This window comes from Bradyrhizobium diazoefficiens, assembly GCF_016616235.1.
GTDB lineage: Bacteria > Pseudomonadota > Alphaproteobacteria > Rhizobiales > Xanthobacteraceae > Bradyrhizobium > Bradyrhizobium diazoefficiens_H.
Genome location: NZ_CP067100.1, coordinates 126,390 through 143,196 on the forward strand (window position 1 = coordinate 126,390; position 16,807 = coordinate 143,196).

Below are 16,807 nucleotides of genomic sequence, written 5' to 3' on the forward strand. Positions count from 1 at the left end.
TCGCCCCTGGAAGTGCGGTAGTTAGGTCGCACTGCTCAACACACAGAAATGTCACCACTTGGATGTGCCCCCGTTCTCAAGCGGATTTCCTTAGTTCTGGAAACGCGAGTTCGCCGGAGGTTGTTACGGATCAAGCGATGTCCTTTGATCTCGGAAATTTGGCCCCTAACGGAGCCCAGCTGATCCTGTTGTGACGTCGGCTATATCGGTAGAACAACGCGGAGCCGCGGTCGCTTCGATTGCCGCTTGTGACCCGCAAGAGACACATCGCTTTGTTCAGAAACATGCGCCGTGGGTTACTGTTCATACAGGAACCTTGCCCTACCTGAGATGTTTCGAAAACAAGGCAACAACTCAGCAGGAGGTCCATATGAGAACCCTGTTACTGGCGGGTATAATGGCGGTTGCTGGTTTCGCTATCGCCACGCCGATCTCTATTGCACCGGCATCAGCTCAAGTTTCGGTTGATACTCCGCTTGGCGGCGTAAGAGTGGGGCCGGAGCGGCGTTACTATCGAGAGTACGATCGACCCGCTTATCGTGCCTACGGATATGATCGCGGATATCGCGGTGGATGCCGCACCGTCACGATCGAGCGCGACGACGGTTCGGTCCGCAGGATCCGCCGTTGCGACTAGCGGTACCGGACTAGAAGGTTGAGCTCTGGCTCTCACAAAGAGGCTATCGACTAAGGCCGCTTCAGTTGGCGGCCTCTTTCATTTCGTGAATGTCGCCTGTTGGACGCAGAGCAGGGTTGGATTGGGACTCGATCCGTCAAAGTGGCGCAAAAACAGCCACTTACCTCTGCGCGAACTTCGACGCTTGCGCCACTGCACTGTGCTCGCGTCGACCCTGCTCTGATCCGCCGAACCGCACCGTGCGATCTCGGCCGGCGCATCCTCCAGGCGCGAGCCGGGGCGCTGGGCGCCGAAGCTGTAGGACGAGAGGCATATGCCCAGCCGAGCCCCTCGGCGCCATCCGGCGCGTGGAACAGGGCCTCAGAAGCTGCGTTGCTGGCCTATCCGCTCGGGCCTGTCTGGAGGCGCAGATGTTGGATCTCACCCATGAACGCGAACGCATGGTGGAGCGCCAAGTCGCCCGCCGGGGCGTCAAAAACAGCTACGTCCTGGAGGCGATGCGCGCGGTGCCGCGCGAGAGGTTTGTCCCGGAGGGTCTACGCGAGTTCGCCTACGAGGACACGCCCCTGCCGATTGAGGCCGGCCAGACGATCTCTCAGCCGTACATCGTGGGCCTCATGATCGAGGCCGCCGACGTGCGCCCCGGCGACAACGTCCTGGAGGTCGGCGCCGGGTCCGGCTACGCCGCCGCGGTGATGAGCCGGATCGCCGATCGTGTGTACGCCATCGAGCGGCATGACGAGCTCTCGCGCCTGGCCGGCGCGCGCATGCGGCGGCTGGGCTACGATAACGTGCAGATCCGGACCGGCGACGGCACCCAGGGTTGGCCGGAAGCCGCGCCGTTCGATGTCATCCTGGTCGCCGCCGGCGGGCCTGCCATTCCTCAGCCGGTCAAGGAGCAGCTCGACATCGGAGGACGGCTGGTGATGCCCGTGGGGACCAGTCAGCGTGAGCAGCGGCTGGTGAAGGTGACACGCCACGATGCCACCCATTTCGAGGAAGAGGACCTCGGCGGGGTGACGTTCGTGCCCCTGATCGGGGAACACGGCTGGAGTGAGGAGGCGTGCCGTCCGGCCGAGCCGCGCAGCTTGAAGTCTCCTGCCCCCACCCGCTCCACACCCGAGCTGATCCGCGCCGCGGCCGAGCCGTTGCCGGAACTCGACGAGCCCGCGTTCGGCGCCCTCTCCGACCGGTTCGGCGAAGCCCGCGTGGTGCTGCTCGGCGAGGCGAGCCACGGAACGAGCGAGTTCTATCGTGCCCGCGCCGCCATCACCCGACGTCTGATCGAGCGGCACGGATTTACCATCGTGGCTGTCGAGGCCGACTGGCCCGACGCAGCCAGCCTCGACCGTTATGTGCGCGACCGCCGCGCGCCCGACCATGCCGAGCCGGCGTTCCGCCGATTCCCGACCTGGATGTGGCGCAACACCGACGTGGAGGCGTTCATCGAATCGCTGCGCGCGTGGAACCTGAATCGTCGCCTGGAAGAGCGGACCGGCTTCTATGGCCTGGACCTCTACAATCTCTCCGCCTCGATCCGCGCGGTGCTCGACTATCTCGACAAAGTCGATCCCGAAGCCGCCCGGGTGGCGCGCGAGCGCTATGGCTGTCTGACGCCCTGGGCCAAGGAGCCCCAGGCCTACGGCCGCATGGCACTCACCCATGGCTACGCCCAATGCGAGGCTGGAGTGGTGAAGATGCTGCGCGAGCTCATGGAGAACCGGCTGCAGTATTTCGGCACGGATGGTGACCAGTTCCTCGACGCCAGCGCCAATGCGCGCCTGGTCAAGAACGCCGAAGCCTACTACCGGGTGATGTACTACGGCTCCGCCAAAAGCTGGAACCTGCGCGACACCCACATGTTCGAGACTCTCTGCGCCATTCTCGAAGCCAAGGGCCCGAACGCAAAGGCTGTGGTCTGGGCGCACAACTCCCATATCGGCGACGCCTCCAAGACCGAAATGGGGCTGGTGCGCGAAGAACTAAATCTGGGCCAGCTTTGCCGCGAGCGGTTCGGCAAAGGTGCCGCCCTGATCGGCTTCGGCACCCATTCGGGCACGGTCGCCTGCGCCGACAATTGGGACGAGCCGATGCAAGTGAAGCGGGTGACCCCCTCCCGGCCTGACAGCTACGAGCGGCTGGCGCACGACAGCCACGGGAATCGCTTCCTGCTGGACCTGCGGGAGGGGATGCACGAGGAATTGCGTCGTCGGCTGCTCGAACCTCGGCTCGAGCGCTTCATCGGGGTGATCTATCGGCCGGAGACCGAGCGCTGGAGCCACTATTCAGCCTGCTCGCTGCCGCAGCAGTTCGACGCGTATGTCTGGTTCGACGAGACCACGGCGGTGACGCCGCTGCCGACGACCGTCCGCCAAGGCGCCGAAGAGACTTATCCCTTTGGGCTCTGACCGTCCGCACGCGGCAACTGGCCAGCCGTGCCCATGTTACGAGAGCTTGACCTGGAGGCGCGCATGTCCCGACTGGTGATTTCGCAGGGTCGGCAGGGTCCAGTCCGTCACCGCCACGCCGGGCGGGCCGAATGTCGTCGTCTCGATCGACCGCAAGCTGGTCGGCATCGCGCCGACAACCCTGGTGCTGAAAGGCGAGACCGCGGTCAGCCGCCGGACCGAGGCCGAGAGCCTCGCCAGCGGCGCGGCCAAGCCCTGAGCCTGCACGTGCGTCGTAAGGGCCCAGGCCGACATGCTTGATCAGATCGACTACGTCCTCGCCAAGCTCGAGTGGATGAAGCAGCAGGAGATCTGGCCCAATGGCCCGCGCTATCTCTGGACCGACGCGTTCGGTCTGGTCCTCTATGTGTCGCTCCATGAGCGCTTCAAGGACAGGACATGGCTGGACCGGGCGGAGGACCTGGTCGGCGACGTGGAACGGGTGCTCGGGCGACCGCGCGGCCTGCGCATCGGCCAAGCGCCCGACCGGGACGGGCAATATTTCCATTATCTCGCCATGTGGCTGTTCGCGCTCGGCCGTCTGGGCGAACACAAACCCGAATACCGGGAACGCGCCGTGCGCCTGGCCAAGGACATTCATCCAGCGTTTGTCGTACCCGGAGTGGGCGTCATCTGGAAAATGCAGGAGGACCTCAGCGGTCCCTACCCGGGCTATGGCCTGGGCGCGATGGATGCCTTCGACGGCTACGTGGCCTACCGCCTCCTCGATGAGGCGGCGCTGGCGGCGGAGATCGCCGATATGCAGGCCCTGATCGCGGCCCAGTCCGAGCAGCTCGACATCGACCAGGATCTCGGGCTGGGCATGATGCTGTGGCTCGCCCACTTCTTCCCCGAGGAATCCTGGGCGGGCCTGCATCGCCAGCGCGCCCTGGACGCGCTCGACCATCTCTGGGTCGATCCCCCGGGCTATTTCGGACGGTCCCGCCGGCAAAGGCACGTCCGCTTCGCCTTCACCAACTATGGTGTGTCGCTTGGGCTGCAGGCGGTCAATTGGCATCTCGATCGGGCCGAGCGGCTGAACGCCTATTTCGAGGCGTACCGCTCAGGCGACGAATACGACACCGAAGCCATCACCCATGTGATGGCCTGCACCTCCCACTTTCCGGGCGCGTTCTTGAAGGATTGGGAGCCGAGCCGGTGATTCCGCAGCCGTCGCCGGCCGTCGCGGCGGCCGCGCGACAGGAGCTTCAACTAACATCCAAATTGATATCGTTCCGCGCGCGGAATTCCGTTCCGATACCGCGGCGGTTGGCGCGATGTCACGACAACGCGTCTTCGACGGAGCGCTGGATCTGAGGCTCGTCCTCGGCGAGGAGAATGCGGAAGGCGTCGTTCACCATTGCTCCTCGCGAAGAGAGAGAGGATCAGGTCCTTTGGGATTCATCGCGGTTCTCGCCGCATTCCGGGCCCTGATGCTCCGCGAGCTCCTTCAGGTCGGCTGCCTTTTCAACGAACCCAAGGGCGACCTCCGGGTCGCTTGTCGCCTTCGCGAACTTGAGGAAGGTCGCTGCCTGCCGGTTTCAAATAATCTCGTCCTGCCACCACACACTTCCCCGCCTGTGCTAAGTCCGAAGGTCCGGCCCAAGCAAAGAAGCACCACCTGGAGGTTTCGTTCCCCCCAAATGTTCAAAAGTGAACTTTCGGGGCCAGCGGCGCAACCATCCCGGACGTTGAATGTTGGCAAGGGCGAACGACAGAGAAGAATTGTATGCGGAACCCGATCTCGATCCATGCTTCCGAAAGCCGCGCCATCTCCGCGGAGATCGGAGCAAGGCTACGCCAGGCGATGCGATCGGAGGCGGAAGCTCCGACGCGGATCAAGCTGCTGCTCGAGCGGCTCCGCGCAGCGGAGCGAATGGATCGCCATTCGGACTAACGAGGACGCGCCCGCAGCACCACGCGCAGGCCCGGATCAAGCCGCTCGTAGGATATCTCTCCCTCGAGTTGCTGGCTCAGCAGCGAGATGATGCGGGAGCCCAATCCTTCGGGATTGCTCGCGCTCGGCAGACCGATGCCGTTGTCGCTCACCGAAAGCTCTAGTCCGTCGCCGTTCGCGAGGGCGACGACGACATGACCGGCCCGGTCGTCGGGGAAGGCGTACTTGAGGCAGTTCGTGACGAGTTCGCTCGCGATGATTCCGATAGCCAAGGCCTGATGATGCGATAGAGCAATATCATCGCAGACGACTTTGAATGCGATCGGGCCGGATGGTGCCAAGGACTGGAAGACCTTTTCGATCAGGTCCGTGAGGAAGTATCGCATGTCGACGACGCGCGAATCCTGCCTGGGCGAGAGATGGCCGTACACCGCCGCCATGACCTGCAGCCGGCGCGCCGTGGCCTCGAGCGCCGCGGCGACCTCCGGGCCTCCGTTCCTGGCTTCGAGCCTGATCATCGAGCCAAGGATGGCGAGGTTGTTCTTCGTCCGGTGCGCCAACTCCTGCAGCAGCACGGCCTTGGTCTTGTCCGCCTGCATGACGCGCTTGAGCTCGATGCGCTGGAATTCGGCGACGACCGCCGTGCCGGCCGCGGTGATCGCGAACAGCGTGTTCGTTGCCAGATAGTTGGCGCCGTATCCGCCAGCATAGCTGATGTAGGCTCCCACGCCGACGGCGATCACCGCCGCCAGAATCCCGGAGCCCCGGTCGAAGATCAGTCCGGAGAGAAACACGCCGGGGAGCAGCAGGAAGTAGCCGGGGTCACCGGTCTGGATCTGCAGCCCCACCTGCAGCACGGCGCACACCAACATGATGCAGGCCGAGATGATGTAGCGGACGAACCACGGAAGGCGGTGCTCAAGCACCAGCGGATACAGTCTGTTCATGAGAATCAAAAACCGCCCGCTACGGATCCACGTTCCTTACACCCCTGCTGCATTTGTGGACGCCGGCAAAGGCGTGCCGAAATCGCCCAGGGAACAAAATGGGCGCGATGCAGCGCGAAGCGCCGCTTCGCAGAGCCGGGACGTGGGATTGCCGCTCACCACGCGTATTGCACCGCGCCTTTTGAAGATGGCGCCCTGGCCAGGCGAAAGCGCTCGTGAGCGAAATTCGATCACACGTGATTTGCCCGTCGTATCGAAAAGGACGGCAGCTCTGGCGTCCGGGCACTAGGACACTGGCAATTTTACGAGCCGCCGATTCACATTTGCTATGGCGACAGTTTGTTGACCGGAGAAATCTGGAGGTCCGGGCTGGTCGAGCCAATTTCAGCCGGCATTTCGTTACGCAGCAGAGGAGAATTCTCGAGCCGGGCTCGGTAATCGTGCATGGCTGCCTGTTACTTTGGTGGCTGCAAACCCGGCGACCGCAACCACTCGCTCATGCGCGAGCCGGTCTCACACTGGCGAGCCTTTCGCAGAAGATCGTCGCGCATAACCCCAGGTCTTAACACCTTGGCTCTTTCACGAAGCCGGAGCGCTTCGGCCGCCAGACGCTCTTCTAGAGTATCGACCTGTTTAAAACGTCGCCGTCGTTGGGTCATCGCGCGCCCCTGATCAGGGTCCCTGATGCAGGTATTTAGGCCCGGCGGAAAGCGGCGTCGTCAACATGAGTTAAAGCTAATTTGGGACACTCCAAATTTAACTTAAGACACCGGGGGGCTAGGCTCCGCGGGAACGAGGGAACATATCGCCATGCCCGCTGCACCCCAACCGTTCGCGCCCGCCCAGGGCGCCCGCAAGGCGGTGAAGGCGCTGCTCGTCGCGGTCGACTTCCTCGAGGCTAAGGTCGGCGAACTCAAGGGCGCGGTGTCGAACGGTTATGCGCGCGGCCGCTACGTCGCGCCACGCGATCGCAAGGAGTGATCGATATGAGCGACGGGAAGATCCCGAAGGAAGTTACCGCGGACGCACAGGTCGACGTCGAAGAGGTCGCGAAGATGCTCGGCATCGCGGCGCCCTTGGTGTTGCGCCGGATGGAGATGGGCGGCTCCCGTTTCGCAAGGAAGGCGCCCGGCGCCTCGCCAAGGACGAAGACGGGCAAATCTTAAAGCCGACCTGGAGGGGCAGGACAGACTTCGCGCAGTTGCCGAGACCGACGAGATCGATTTTCAGCCGGAGCCGAAGCCGTAAACATGGCGGTCGAACGGGTTATGCGCGGCCGCTACGGCATGCCGCGCGATCGCAAGGAGTGACTGCGATGGACGTCACCTACTATGTGGCACTGCCTTTCGTCATGGCAGACGACGGGCTCGCGCCTGGCGAGGCGGTGGAGTGCCTGAGCGCCAATGCCGCCGTCATGCGCGCCGAAGCGCTGTCGCGGAAACCCGGCTGCGCCGGCGCGGTCGCCTTCTCGCGGACCGGAGACCCGTCCAGCGGCGACTTCGGAGACGCCAAGGTCATCCGGAAATGTCGGCGAGGTGCCGGACGATCTGAGCACGCTCTGACGGGCGGGGGCTTCGTCACTCGTCGCTTAGACCGGCCGCATCTCTCGGATTGAGCAGGTTAAGCGCGGTCTCGATCTGGGCGAGCAGCGCCTGGATTTCCTCGCGTTCGTTCGGTCCGGGATCGCTCTCCAGCCGCTCCATGAGCGCCTGCTTCCGCGCAAGCAGCTTCGCAACCGTCGACATCTCGTTCCCCGCTTCTGGACACCTAAACTGGGAAGTTGGTGCGCCCCCCTGCAGCGGATCGTCGTCACAGTCGGGGCAGACCGTGGCGTGCTGCCTTAAGCCACCGGCACACCATAGTAGGCGTTCACGGAGCGTGCGGTCGCGGGGTCGCTCCAATTCCAACTGCTCTCGTCGGCGTATTTGGGGGCGCCGCGGAGCTGCTCCTGCGTGATGCCGGTGACGTAGCCGCCGAGATTGCTGTCGTATTTCAGCGCCTGCCAGGGCAGCGGATAGAGATCGTCGCCGATGCCGAGCAGACCGCCGAAGCTGAGCACCGCGTACGACACCTTGCCGATGATCTTGTCGATCATCACGCGCTCGATGTAGCCGACCTTCTCTCCGTTCGCTCCGTACACGTTCGTGCCCTCGACCTTGTCGCTTCCGATCAGACTGAACGTCTCGCGATCTTCCATGGCCATGTTGACCTCCCGATGTCGTCTTCCGGAGTCAACCGGAGGACATTGGCTCCGTTCCGTCATCGGCGCCGGCCGCGACGCCTACGCAGAAAGGCGCCCAAACTTGAGGTCGTGGGCGCAGCGGGAGGGTGGACGGGCCAGGCCAGGTGGCGGTTCGCGTACGGGACCGGGCGGTTCCGGTCTTCAGCCAGAAGTTCGAAGGAACGATGCTCGTCGTACCCTATTGACCCGCGAGAGACCGTCGCGCGCCGTTGAAAAACGGCGTCCGTCGCGGATAGCCAAAGTCTTGCGACGCAAGGATAGCCAAAGGGGGCGGCCTCTCTCGGAATCCGCATCCTGCTCGGCGCAATCCGACCTCGCCTGGGCGCGCTGGTCCATCCCGTTATCGCTCGCCTCAATGATTAACCCGTCGGGAGCCGGCCGGGCAGGCCCATCGCAGCTTGTCGATCCACCAGTCAGGCCAATCCGGATCGCGCTTCACGCGGGGCTAGGCATCAGACGAGATGACGCGTTCACGGTGCCCTCGCGGTCGCGCGCGATACTCCTACGATTCGGCTAGACCCCTCATGCGTGGGGGCTCGCTGTCCGAGCCTTCCGTCCAAGGAGCAAACCATCGGCGCCCGCGTTTTCCGTATCTATCACGGTGATCATTCACGCCTGGAGCCAACAGGTCATGCGCGCGGTCAAGGAAAGCAAACGGTCCAAAAGGTCGCGCTTCCTTCGCGACGCAATGGTCGACGTCCAGATTGCCAGCCGCGGCATCCGCAACAAGCGGGTCCTGCTCTCCATGCGCCAGATCCCCCGCGAACTCTTCCTTGAGCGGCGGTTCGCGGAGGCCGCGTACGAAGACGGTGCCGTGCCGATCCCGAAAGGACAAACCCTCTCTCAACCCTACATCGTCGCCAAAATGCTCGAGGCTGCTGCGATCGCGAAGTCCGACCGAGCGCTGGAGATCGGCGCAGGCTCAGGCTATGTGGCGGCCCTGGCCGCCCATCTTGGACCGGAGGTTTGCGCGATCGAGCGCCACGAGGCATTGGTGCAGCGTGCCCGATCGCGCCTTCGGCATCTCGGTTGCCGGAATGTGGATCTGCGCCATGGCGACGGCACCGCAGGATGGCCGGACGGGGGCGAGTTCGACGTCATCCTGGTGTCAGCCGCCAGCGCAGAGATTCCCGCGGCTCTCAAGACTCAACTAGCTCCGTCGGGACGATTGCTGATCCCGCTCGGCAACCCTGACGGTGTGCAGTGGCTGACGAAGCTGACGCGCGCGCCGGACGATCGTTTCGTCGAGGAAAGGATACAGGAGGTCCGCTTCGTTCCTCTGGTCTGCACCACGAGCGACGGACGCCATGACGCCAGTCCTTGAGCTCGAATTCATCCGATCTCAAGTCGCGTTGGCGCATGCCCGTTCGCGAGCCTCCCGGCACCACTCGCGACGTTCGCGCCGCCGTTTCGCCCGCTCGGGCGACTGCCGCAGTGCAGGCACCTGGGCGGCGGGGTCGACGCTCTCGGTGCGGATGGCTGGTCCTTCGGTAGCGTCAGCGCGGGGTTGGGCGAGCCGGGCCAGCTTGCCGGCTCCCGCCGCGCTCAGCTGGCCGAGCGGCTCCGGCGCCGGATGTGCCGACTCGGCTCCGGCTCGCCGCGCCGCACGGACCGATGGGCGGCCGACAGTAGCGCCAGCAGAAGCGCCCGGTTGGCATTGTAGCTAGCCGCCCGCCTCCTGCTCTCGGATCCCTGCATGAGGACGTCGCCCTCGGTCGTACACACGCACCACTTCCAGGTGCGGCCGCGCTTTTTAAGGTGGGTCTCGAAAATGGGCAGCTGGTCGGGCATTGCCACCGTAGGATCGGCCAGAGGGATTTCCATTCCTCTTCTGTCTTTGCTTCCCGTCGCAGGTTCAAGCGCGGAGGCGACCAAACAGATTGAAAACCCGATCGATTGAAGATAGCTTCACACGCGTCGGAGCCCGTGTGCCTCGCGTCGGCACTGCGAGTAAGCGGCAGCATCGAAGCCGCCCCAACTTCACCTTGAGCTACATAACCAGACCTCGTGCGGGAGCGCGTTGCTCCGCGTGGGGTAAGCCGAGAGGTGCCCATTGTCGCCCGCCCCTCGCAGGGTCGCTCTCTTCATCGACGGCGTCAACCTGCATGCCACTTCGAAGACCTTGGGCTTCGACATCGATTACAAGCGGCTGTTGATCGAGTTCCAGAGCCGCGATCCGCTCCTTCGGGCGTTCTACTACACGGCGGTTATCGAGGGTCAGGAGTTCTCCTCGATCCGACCTCTGGTCGACTGGCTCGACTACAACGGATACACGGTCGTCACCAAAGCCACGAAGGAGTTCGTCGACTCCTACGGCCGCCGCAAGGTGAAGGGCAACATGGATATCGAGCTCGCGGTCGATGCCATGAGCCTCGCCGGGCAGATCGACGAGATGGTGCTGTTTTCCGGGGACGGCGACTTCCGCTCGCTGGTCGAGGCGGTGCAGCGCCGCGGCGTCCGCGTGATCGTGGTCTCGACCATTTGCAGCCAGCCGCCGATGATCGCCGACGAGCTTCGGCGGCAAGCCGATGTCTTCGTCGACCTGATGGAGCTGCGCTCCAAAATCGGCCGGGACCTCTCGGAGCGGCCACCCTCGCGCGAGCCCGCCGTGCCGCGACCCGCCGAGCAGCAGCTTCAGCGGCGCGCCGGCCCGGTTCCGACGCCCGGCGAAGCCGACGACATCAATCCGTAGATCGGCTGTGCGCCATTTGTCTTGCGTTCCAATTCTGTGCCCCGCCCCGATTCCCGTTCATCCTTTGAGCGCCGGGAAATTTCCCAGCTTTCTGCAACTGTTCTCCGTAGAATCCGCGAGGGTAGCCTTGTAGCAGGAGAGGGCACTGCGCAACACGCTGCACGGCGACGTCAGGAAGCGTTTGCCCGAGCTCGTTCGCGCGCCTGCCGGCGCCGCTCGCAGCGTTCGCGTCGCCGCCTCGCCCGCTCGGCCGGCTGCCGCAGCATAGGAAGTGGCGCAGCGACGCTCTCGGTCAAAGGCACCTCTATCGCCTGATTGGTCCCTGGGCGAGCCTCCAGGAATTCCAGCACCGTCCGCCCCTTCTCAGTGATCTTCCAGCCGCCGCTTTCGCGCTCGACGAGGCCTTGCGAGAAGATGTCGAGGTGCGGCATGCGCGCGGCGAGCCGCTTCGTGCGCTCAGCCCAATCGCGGCCGCTGGTCGCCAGGATCGCCATGTCGCGCTTGAGGTCGGCCATCACAGCGAAGCCGCCAGGGTAACTCACCAAAATCTTCAGCACCGTGACCTGGAAGTTCACCGCGGGCCCCTTGCCGGCCAGCGCCACATCGTCGGCGCGTGTGAGAGTGCCTGATGACCGATCTGCCTCGAGCCATCCGGGGAGATATCGCCCTTCGCGGCAGCTTCCAAAATTGTCGAGGCGACGTGCGTGCGCGCCCCGATCTCGCGGTGCGAAACGCTTGCGCAGACTTCATCGAGGACCGCGCGCAAAAGCGCGGTGGTGACGGCGTCGAACATGAGATGCCCCGAGGGGAAAAACCCATCATAGCGCCTGTTTCGAGGTAGGTGGATTCAAATATGTTAGCCAAAGACCCGGCGTCGTGAGTGCAGAGCGTGTCCGGCATCTCGAAACAGTCCGCTTTGTGCCATCCCTGATGGCACAAGTATTTCCCAGGAGAGGAAAATCTGGAGACCATTGGCGCAGCTTCCCGTCAGTCTCAGAACGTTCGGGAAGCCCGGCAACGCCGGGGCCATCGCGTTCTCCCGGACCGAGCGGCGACTTCGGCGGCGCCAAGCTGATCCGGAAGTTCGGCGACGGGCCGGACGACCTCAGCGCGAGCATTCGCCGTCTACGACACCGCCCGGAGCCGGAGCGTCTTGCCTTTCTCGAGGCCGGTCTCGCTTCGAGGCCGGCCGATCAGAAAGCCCTGCATCTCGTCGCATCCCTCCTGCAGGAGAAGCGACATCTGAGCGTCGGTCTCGATGCCCTCGGCAAGCACCGGCACACCGAGCCCATGGGCGAGGCCGATCACGGCCCGCACGATGGCCAACGACCGCTCGCTCTGCCCGAGGCAGGCGACGAACGACCTATCGATCTTGATCCGGTCCAGAGGAAAGGCCTCGATGTAAGACAGGGAGGAATAGCCCGTGCCGAAGTCGTCAAGCGCGATCAAGATGCCGAGGTTTTTGAGCGCCTGGATCGCCCTCTTGGCGCGCGAGATGTCCTCGATGAAGAAGCCCTCAGTAATCTCGAGCTCCAGGCGGGACGGCGATAGCCCGCTCTCCCGCAGCGCTTTGCGCACCTGCACATCGAGGTTGTCCCGGCGGAACTGCGCTGCCGAGACGTTGACTGCCACCCTGAGGGGCTGAGCCCATGAAGCCGCCTGCCTGCACGCCTCCATCAGCACCCAGTCGTCGATCTGCGCGATTGAGCCGCTCCGCTCCGCGATCGGAATGAATTCGCCGGGAGGGACGACCCCGCGGACCGGATGCCGCCAGCGGACGAGGGCCTCGTATCCGACGATGTGACCGTTCCGGTGCTGTTGCGGTTGGTAATCCAGATAAAATTCGCCGCGCTCGACGGCGAACCGTAGGTCGTGCTCGATGGCGCGCCGCTCGCGTAGCTGCTGGTCCATGGCGCTCGTGAACAGGCGGATCGCACCCCGACCCTCGTGCTTGGCTCGATAGAGGGCGGCATCGGCATTCGCCTGCAACGAGACGGCATCCCGCGCGTCGCGCGGAAACGCCGCCACGCCGATGCAGAGGTCCACGTTCAGGGCGTGCCCCTCGACTTCGATCGGACGTTCGAAGGCGGCCCGCATCCTGGTCGCCAGCAGTTCCGCGCTTGCCGGCAACGGCAGATGTTCGGTGATGCCGATGAACTCGTCGCCCCCGATCCGCGCGACGTACGAACCTTGCGCGGCATCCTGCAGACGTCGCGAGGCTTGGCGCAGCACGGCGTCGCCGACCGCGTGACCGAACAGGTCGTTGATCTCCTTGAAGTGGTCGAGATCGATACAGAGCACGGCGAAGCCGCCGCCGGTGACCTGCGCCCAGTCGATCGCGGCGACGAGATGCCGATCCAGCGCAGCTCTGTTGGGCAATTCGGTCAGGGGGTCATGGGAAGCCAGATGGCTGATCCTCTCCTGGGTCCGATTGCGGTCGGTGACGTCGAAGGCGACGCTGACGTGGGCGGCCCGCCCGTCGTAGACGAGCGGCCGGGCCTCGATCGCGACCTGGATCACCTCGCCGCATGCGGTCCTGTGCAGCTCGAAGTTGCGCTCCGCGCAATCGTCCGGCTCTCCCCACCCGAGCTGCTGTTCGGTCATGGCGAGAAGCTCGTCGCGGCGGTAGCCGTAATGGCGGCACATCGCGCCGTTCACGGCGATCAATTGCCGCGTCTTCGCGTCGGCCACCCACATCGGAAGCGGATTCTCTTCGAAGAGAAGGCGGAACGACGCCTCGCGCCGCTTCAGGTCGGTGATGTCGATCCGCACGCCGATGCTGCCGCCGTCGGCGGTCCGTCGCTCCTCGACGCGGATCCACCGGTCGCCGGCCAGACGCTGTTCGTGCGAGTGCCGCGGCAATGCGTGACAAGCCATGCGCTCGGCGAGCCACTCCTCCTCCCGCCCTGTTCGCTGTCGTAGACCGCGAGCCCTTCCGGGACGACATCGAGCGCCTCGGTGAGACGGGTGTGGGCGGCGCGCGCGGCAGCCTCGGCCCGCTCGGCCGCCGCCTTGGCCTCGGCAAGCGCGACCTCGGTCCGGTGGCGCTCGGTGATGTCCTCATGCGTCGCGACCCAGCCGTTGCCGGGCATCGGGCGATGCCTGATCCGCACGATCCGCCCATTGGTCAGTTCGACCGTGGTGTCCGATTGCGGGGCAATCACCGGAGCGCTGTTGCACCAGACCAGGTACTCCTGCTTGGACATCTTGGGCGCACTGCCGACCGAATACCGGAGATCGACGATATCGTTCAATTTCATGCCTGGCCGAACCAGTTCCGGATCGAGATCGTAGAGTTCCAGATACTGCCTGTTGCAGACGATCAGGCGCTGATCTTCATCGAAGAAGCAAAGGCCCTGGGACATGTTGTTGAGCGCCCTGTCGAAGCGCTCGGCAAAACCGGTGGCGGTCTGCTCCGCAACGCGGGCGCGCTCGCCTTCCTGCGTCAGCCGGCTATGGGTCTCGACCAGTTGGACGAAGGAGCGGAAATTGGTGTTGATCATCCGGCCGAGCAGGACGAGCAGCAGCAGCAGATTGATCCCGAGCGAGATCATCATCCCGTCTCCGGAAACCAGCAGCACCGTCGCGACGGGGACACCGGCGATCAGCATGGTCAGTCGGGACGCCGGCGGGAAGCTGCCGAGGCAATACGCGGAGCCGATGCAGCCCATGAAGACGAGCAGCGCCACCGGGGCGCGGAGGCTCGGATCGACCACCCCGAACAGCGCCAGAATCCAGAGCACGAATCCGGCGTTCAGCAGACTCGCCATGAGGCGGGCTCTGCCGAGTTGACGGAACGCCTCCTTGGGAGTGAAGTCCACGCCGTTCAAGCGCAGCCACTGGATCAGGCGAACGAGACAGACGGAGAGGAGCGCGGCGGGCAGAGCAAATCGCAACCATGGCGAGACCGTCGCCGGGAGCACCAGCCCGACGCTGATGCTGTCGACCAGCAGCACGGCGTAGAGAACCGGGATCTGCCTCCGCAGCAGGCCGAATTGCTCGACGAGCAGCGAACGACCGAGCGGGTCGGTGGTGCTGCCGATGGAGAAGGCGCCGCGCGTCCGCGAGAGTAAGCCCATGAGGAAGTCCCCAGCCTGTCAACAGGCTAGAGCGGGATGGGGTTAAGTTGAATCGATTTGGGATTCCCAAATCAGTGTGTTTCTGATTCACCATGCTGGCTGGATTGGAGGCCAGCATGGATGGGCAAGCCTTACTCTCTGGATCTCCGTAAGCGTGTGGTGGCCGCGGTCGAAGGCGGGATGTCGCGCAATCAGGCAGCCAAACAGTTCGGAGTGGCGATCAGCACGGCCATCGGCTGGATGCAGCGCCTTGAGGAGACCGGCAGCGTTGAGCCTGGCCAGATGGGCGGTCACAAGCCGAAGGCGGTTTCGGGAGACCACGCGGTTTGGCTATCCCAACGGATCAAGGGCGGTGATTTCACCATACGAGGGCTCGTTGCCGAGCTTGCCGGACGCGGCCTGAAGGTCGACTACCATTCGGTGTGGGACTTTGTGCATGCCGAGAAGCTCAGCTTCAAAAAAAAGCGTGGCGGCTGGCGAACGCGATCGTCCCGAGGTCGCGCGGCGGCGAGCCCAGTGGACAAAGTATCAAGGTCGCGTCGAAGCTGACCGGCTGGTCTTCATCGACGAGACCTGGACCAGGACTGACATGGCTTCCTTGCGGGGATGGGCGCCACGCGGGCACAGACTTCACGCCAAGGTTCCCCACGGCCGCTGGAAAACCATGACCTTCCTGGCGGCCCTGCGCTATGATCGGATCGACGCGCCATGGTTCATCGAAGGGCCGATCGATGGCGTGAGCTTTCGCACCTATGTCGAGAAGGTTCTTCTACCCGTCCTTCGACCCGGCGATATCGTCATCTTGGATAATCTCGGCAGTCACAGGAGCAAAGCAGTCCGCCAGCTCATCCGTTCCGTCGGCGCCAAACTCTTCTTCCTGCCCAAATACTCACCCGACCTGAACCCGATCGAACAGGTCTTTGCCAAGCTCAAGCACCTGCTCCGCAAGGCTGCCGCGCGAACCGTCGACGCGGTCTGCGCCGCAATCGGCCACGCACTCGATGCTTCACCTCCGAGGAATGCGCCAACTATCTCAAAAATTCAGGCTATCGAACCTAATGCCGTCACGCTTTAGGCGCCGAGTGTCGAACGACACGTAAAGGCGCATGGTGACTTTGAGCTTAACCGTGCTGCTGCAATTGCGACTCAGGGGCGGTGGTCCGCTTTGGCGAACCTGAGCAGGGTCGCCGCTTGCCGGTTCAAATGCTCCCGTCCCGCCACTACAACACTTCCCGCCTATGCGAATTCAAAGCCCGCCCCAAGCTTGGCAAATGGGTGAAGGACAGAGCTGATTCGATGCGGAACCCGATCTCAACGGAAGCTAACGAGAGCCGCGCCATCTCCGCCGAAGCGTCAGACTTGCGGCCATCAATCACGATAGCCATCCATCGGTCTCACCAGCCCTACTTGTCGACCACTGATGTTCATTCTCTGGGGGGAGGCTTGGGACAAGCCTCCCCCCAGTAACAATTCACGCTGTGACGTGTGGATAACCCCCATGCGCGTACCAGAGCCGCACGGCAGCCACCGCCGCAACGATCATGCCAGCAATCACGTGGAGCGGTGTTGCGATCGCGTTAGCTGAGAAATGCACGAGCCATGGCGACGCGGCGACCCAGACGCCGATGGCAAGCGCCAACCACTCCTCCCATTCAGCGAACATCGCCAAGGCTGCGATCGCCAGCACGGCGATGGCGAAGCCGCTGATCCAGGCATTCCAACCTGCCGTAGTCTCGTTGGAAAAGCCAAAGACCCAAGGCGAAACGAACAAGCCCGCCCCGAGCAAGAGATTCAGCACATCCGGAATCAGTTCCTTTCTCAAGCTGGTGTTCATGTTGCTACTCCTTCAGATTATTTTTGTTCTCT

The 16,807-nt window shown here is 63.9% G+C and carries 16 protein-coding genes and 2 pseudogenes; 8 read left to right on the forward strand and 10 right to left on the reverse strand.

The genetic code is table 11. From position 1 onward, the window contains the following. Positions 1-1,047 precede the first annotated feature (1,047 nt). Positions 1,048-3,045 carry a protein-L-isoaspartate(D-aspartate) O-methyltransferase gene (locus tag JJB99_RS00550; protein ID WP_200496903.1) on the forward strand — a complete coding sequence of 666 codons (1,998 nt, stop codon included), beginning with the start codon at positions 1,048-1,050 and terminating at the stop codon, positions 3,043-3,045. Positions 3,046-3,081: 36 nt separating this feature from the next. Here the strand turns inward: JJB99_RS00550 and JJB99_RS00555 are convergent, their stop codons facing one another. Then, entirely contained in the window at positions 3,082-3,339 is a 258-nt protein-coding gene (locus JJB99_RS00555; RefSeq protein ID WP_200496904.1) for a hypothetical protein, read from the reverse strand. On the opposite strand from JJB99_RS00555, the gene JJB99_RS00560 reads away from it, so the two are divergent. Further along, positions 3,338-4,246, forward strand: a complete 909-nt coding sequence (locus JJB99_RS00560) for a hypothetical protein (protein WP_200496905.1) — start codon at positions 3,338-3,340, stop codon at positions 4,244-4,246. The two genes, JJB99_RS00555 and JJB99_RS00560, sit on opposite strands and share 2 nt — an antisense overlap. Before the next feature lie 731 nt (positions 4,247-4,977). Here JJB99_RS00560 and JJB99_RS36020 read toward each other — a convergent pair. Further along, on the reverse strand, positions 4,978-5,928 hold the full coding sequence (locus JJB99_RS36020) for a sensor histidine kinase (protein ID WP_246775358.1): 951 nt from the start codon (positions 5,926-5,928) through the stop codon (positions 4,978-4,980). A 455-nt stretch (positions 5,929-6,383) separates the two neighbouring features. After that, positions 6,384-6,587, reverse strand: a complete 204-nt coding sequence (locus tag JJB99_RS36025) for a hypothetical protein (protein ID WP_246775109.1) — start codon at positions 6,585-6,587, stop codon at positions 6,384-6,386. A 151-nt stretch (positions 6,588-6,738) separates the two neighbouring features. Between JJB99_RS36025 and JJB99_RS00570 the strand changes: the two genes are divergently transcribed. The 3 genes and pseudogenes from JJB99_RS00570 (at position 6,739) to JJB99_RS00580 (ending at position 7,490) form a co-directional block, all read left to right on the forward strand. Beyond that, on the forward strand, positions 6,739-6,909 hold the full coding sequence (locus JJB99_RS00570; protein WP_200496906.1) for a hypothetical protein: 171 nt from the start codon (positions 6,739-6,741) through the stop codon (positions 6,907-6,909). Positions 6,910-6,914: 5 nt separating this feature from the next. Further along, a complete protein-coding gene (locus JJB99_RS00575; protein ID WP_200496907.1) occupies positions 6,915-7,094 on the forward strand; it encodes a hypothetical protein in 180 nt (59 codons plus the stop codon). 149 nt (positions 7,095-7,243) lie between these two features. Continuing rightward, a pseudogene (locus tag JJB99_RS00580) lies at positions 7,244-7,490 on the forward strand (hypothetical protein). A 15-nt stretch (positions 7,491-7,505) separates the two neighbouring features. Here the strand turns inward: JJB99_RS00580 and JJB99_RS00585 are convergent. Beyond that, the gene (locus tag JJB99_RS00585; protein ID WP_200496908.1) at positions 7,506-7,673 is read right to left on the reverse strand and encodes a hypothetical protein; all 168 of its coding nucleotides are present in this window, start codon (positions 7,671-7,673) and stop codon (positions 7,506-7,508) included. 95 nt (positions 7,674-7,768) lie between these two features. Continuing rightward, positions 7,769-8,131, reverse strand: a complete 363-nt coding sequence (locus JJB99_RS00590; protein ID WP_200496909.1) for a PRC-barrel domain-containing protein — start codon at positions 8,129-8,131, stop codon at positions 7,769-7,771. 670 nt (positions 8,132-8,801) lie between these two features. Between JJB99_RS00590 and JJB99_RS00595 the strand changes: the two genes are divergently transcribed. Both JJB99_RS00595 and JJB99_RS00600 read left to right on the forward strand, forming a co-directional pair. Then, the gene (locus JJB99_RS00595) at positions 8,802-9,494 is read left to right on the forward strand and encodes a protein-L-isoaspartate(D-aspartate) O-methyltransferase (protein WP_200496910.1); all 693 of its coding nucleotides are present in this window, start codon (positions 8,802-8,804) and stop codon (positions 9,492-9,494) included. 729 nt (positions 9,495-10,223) lie between these two features. Beyond that, positions 10,224-10,862 carry an NYN domain-containing protein gene (locus JJB99_RS00600; protein WP_200496911.1) on the forward strand — a complete coding sequence of 213 codons (639 nt, stop codon included), beginning with the start codon at positions 10,224-10,226 and terminating at the stop codon, positions 10,860-10,862. A 170-nt stretch (positions 10,863-11,032) separates the two neighbouring features. Here JJB99_RS00600 and JJB99_RS00605 read toward each other — a convergent pair whose 3' ends face one another. The 4 genes from JJB99_RS00605 to JJB99_RS36035 form a co-directional block, all read right to left on the reverse strand. After that, on the reverse strand, positions 11,033-11,437 hold the full coding sequence (locus JJB99_RS00605; RefSeq protein ID WP_200496912.1) for a hypothetical protein: 405 nt from the start codon (positions 11,435-11,437) through the stop codon (positions 11,033-11,035). Beyond that, a complete protein-coding gene (locus JJB99_RS00610; protein ID WP_200496913.1) occupies positions 11,434-11,655 on the reverse strand; it encodes a hypothetical protein in 222 nt (73 codons plus the stop codon). The genes JJB99_RS00605 and JJB99_RS00610 overlap by 4 nt, the downstream gene beginning before the upstream one ends. A 332-nt stretch (positions 11,656-11,987) precedes the next feature. Further along, positions 11,988-13,634, reverse strand: coding sequence for a sensor domain-containing protein (locus JJB99_RS36030; RefSeq protein WP_246775110.1), 1,647 nt, complete (start codon positions 13,632-13,634; stop codon positions 11,988-11,990). After that, positions 13,610-14,818 (reverse strand): PAS domain-containing protein, encoded by a 1,209-nt coding sequence (locus JJB99_RS36035; RefSeq protein WP_246775111.1) that lies wholly within the window; start codon positions 14,816-14,818, stop codon positions 13,610-13,612. The genes JJB99_RS36030 and JJB99_RS36035 overlap by 25 nt, the downstream gene beginning before the upstream one ends. A 243-nt stretch (positions 14,819-15,061) precedes the next feature. On the opposite strand from JJB99_RS36035, the pseudogene JJB99_RS00620 reads away from it, so the two are divergent. Beyond that, positions 15,062-16,000, forward strand: a pseudogene (locus JJB99_RS00620) (IS630 family transposase). Positions 16,001-16,412: 412 nt separating this feature from the next. Here JJB99_RS00620 and JJB99_RS00625 read toward each other — a convergent pair. After that, complete coding sequence (locus JJB99_RS00625; RefSeq protein ID WP_200496914.1) at positions 16,413-16,775, reverse strand: SPW repeat protein; 363 nt, start codon at positions 16,773-16,775, stop codon at positions 16,413-16,415. Between the last annotated feature and the right edge of the window lie 32 nt (positions 16,776-16,807).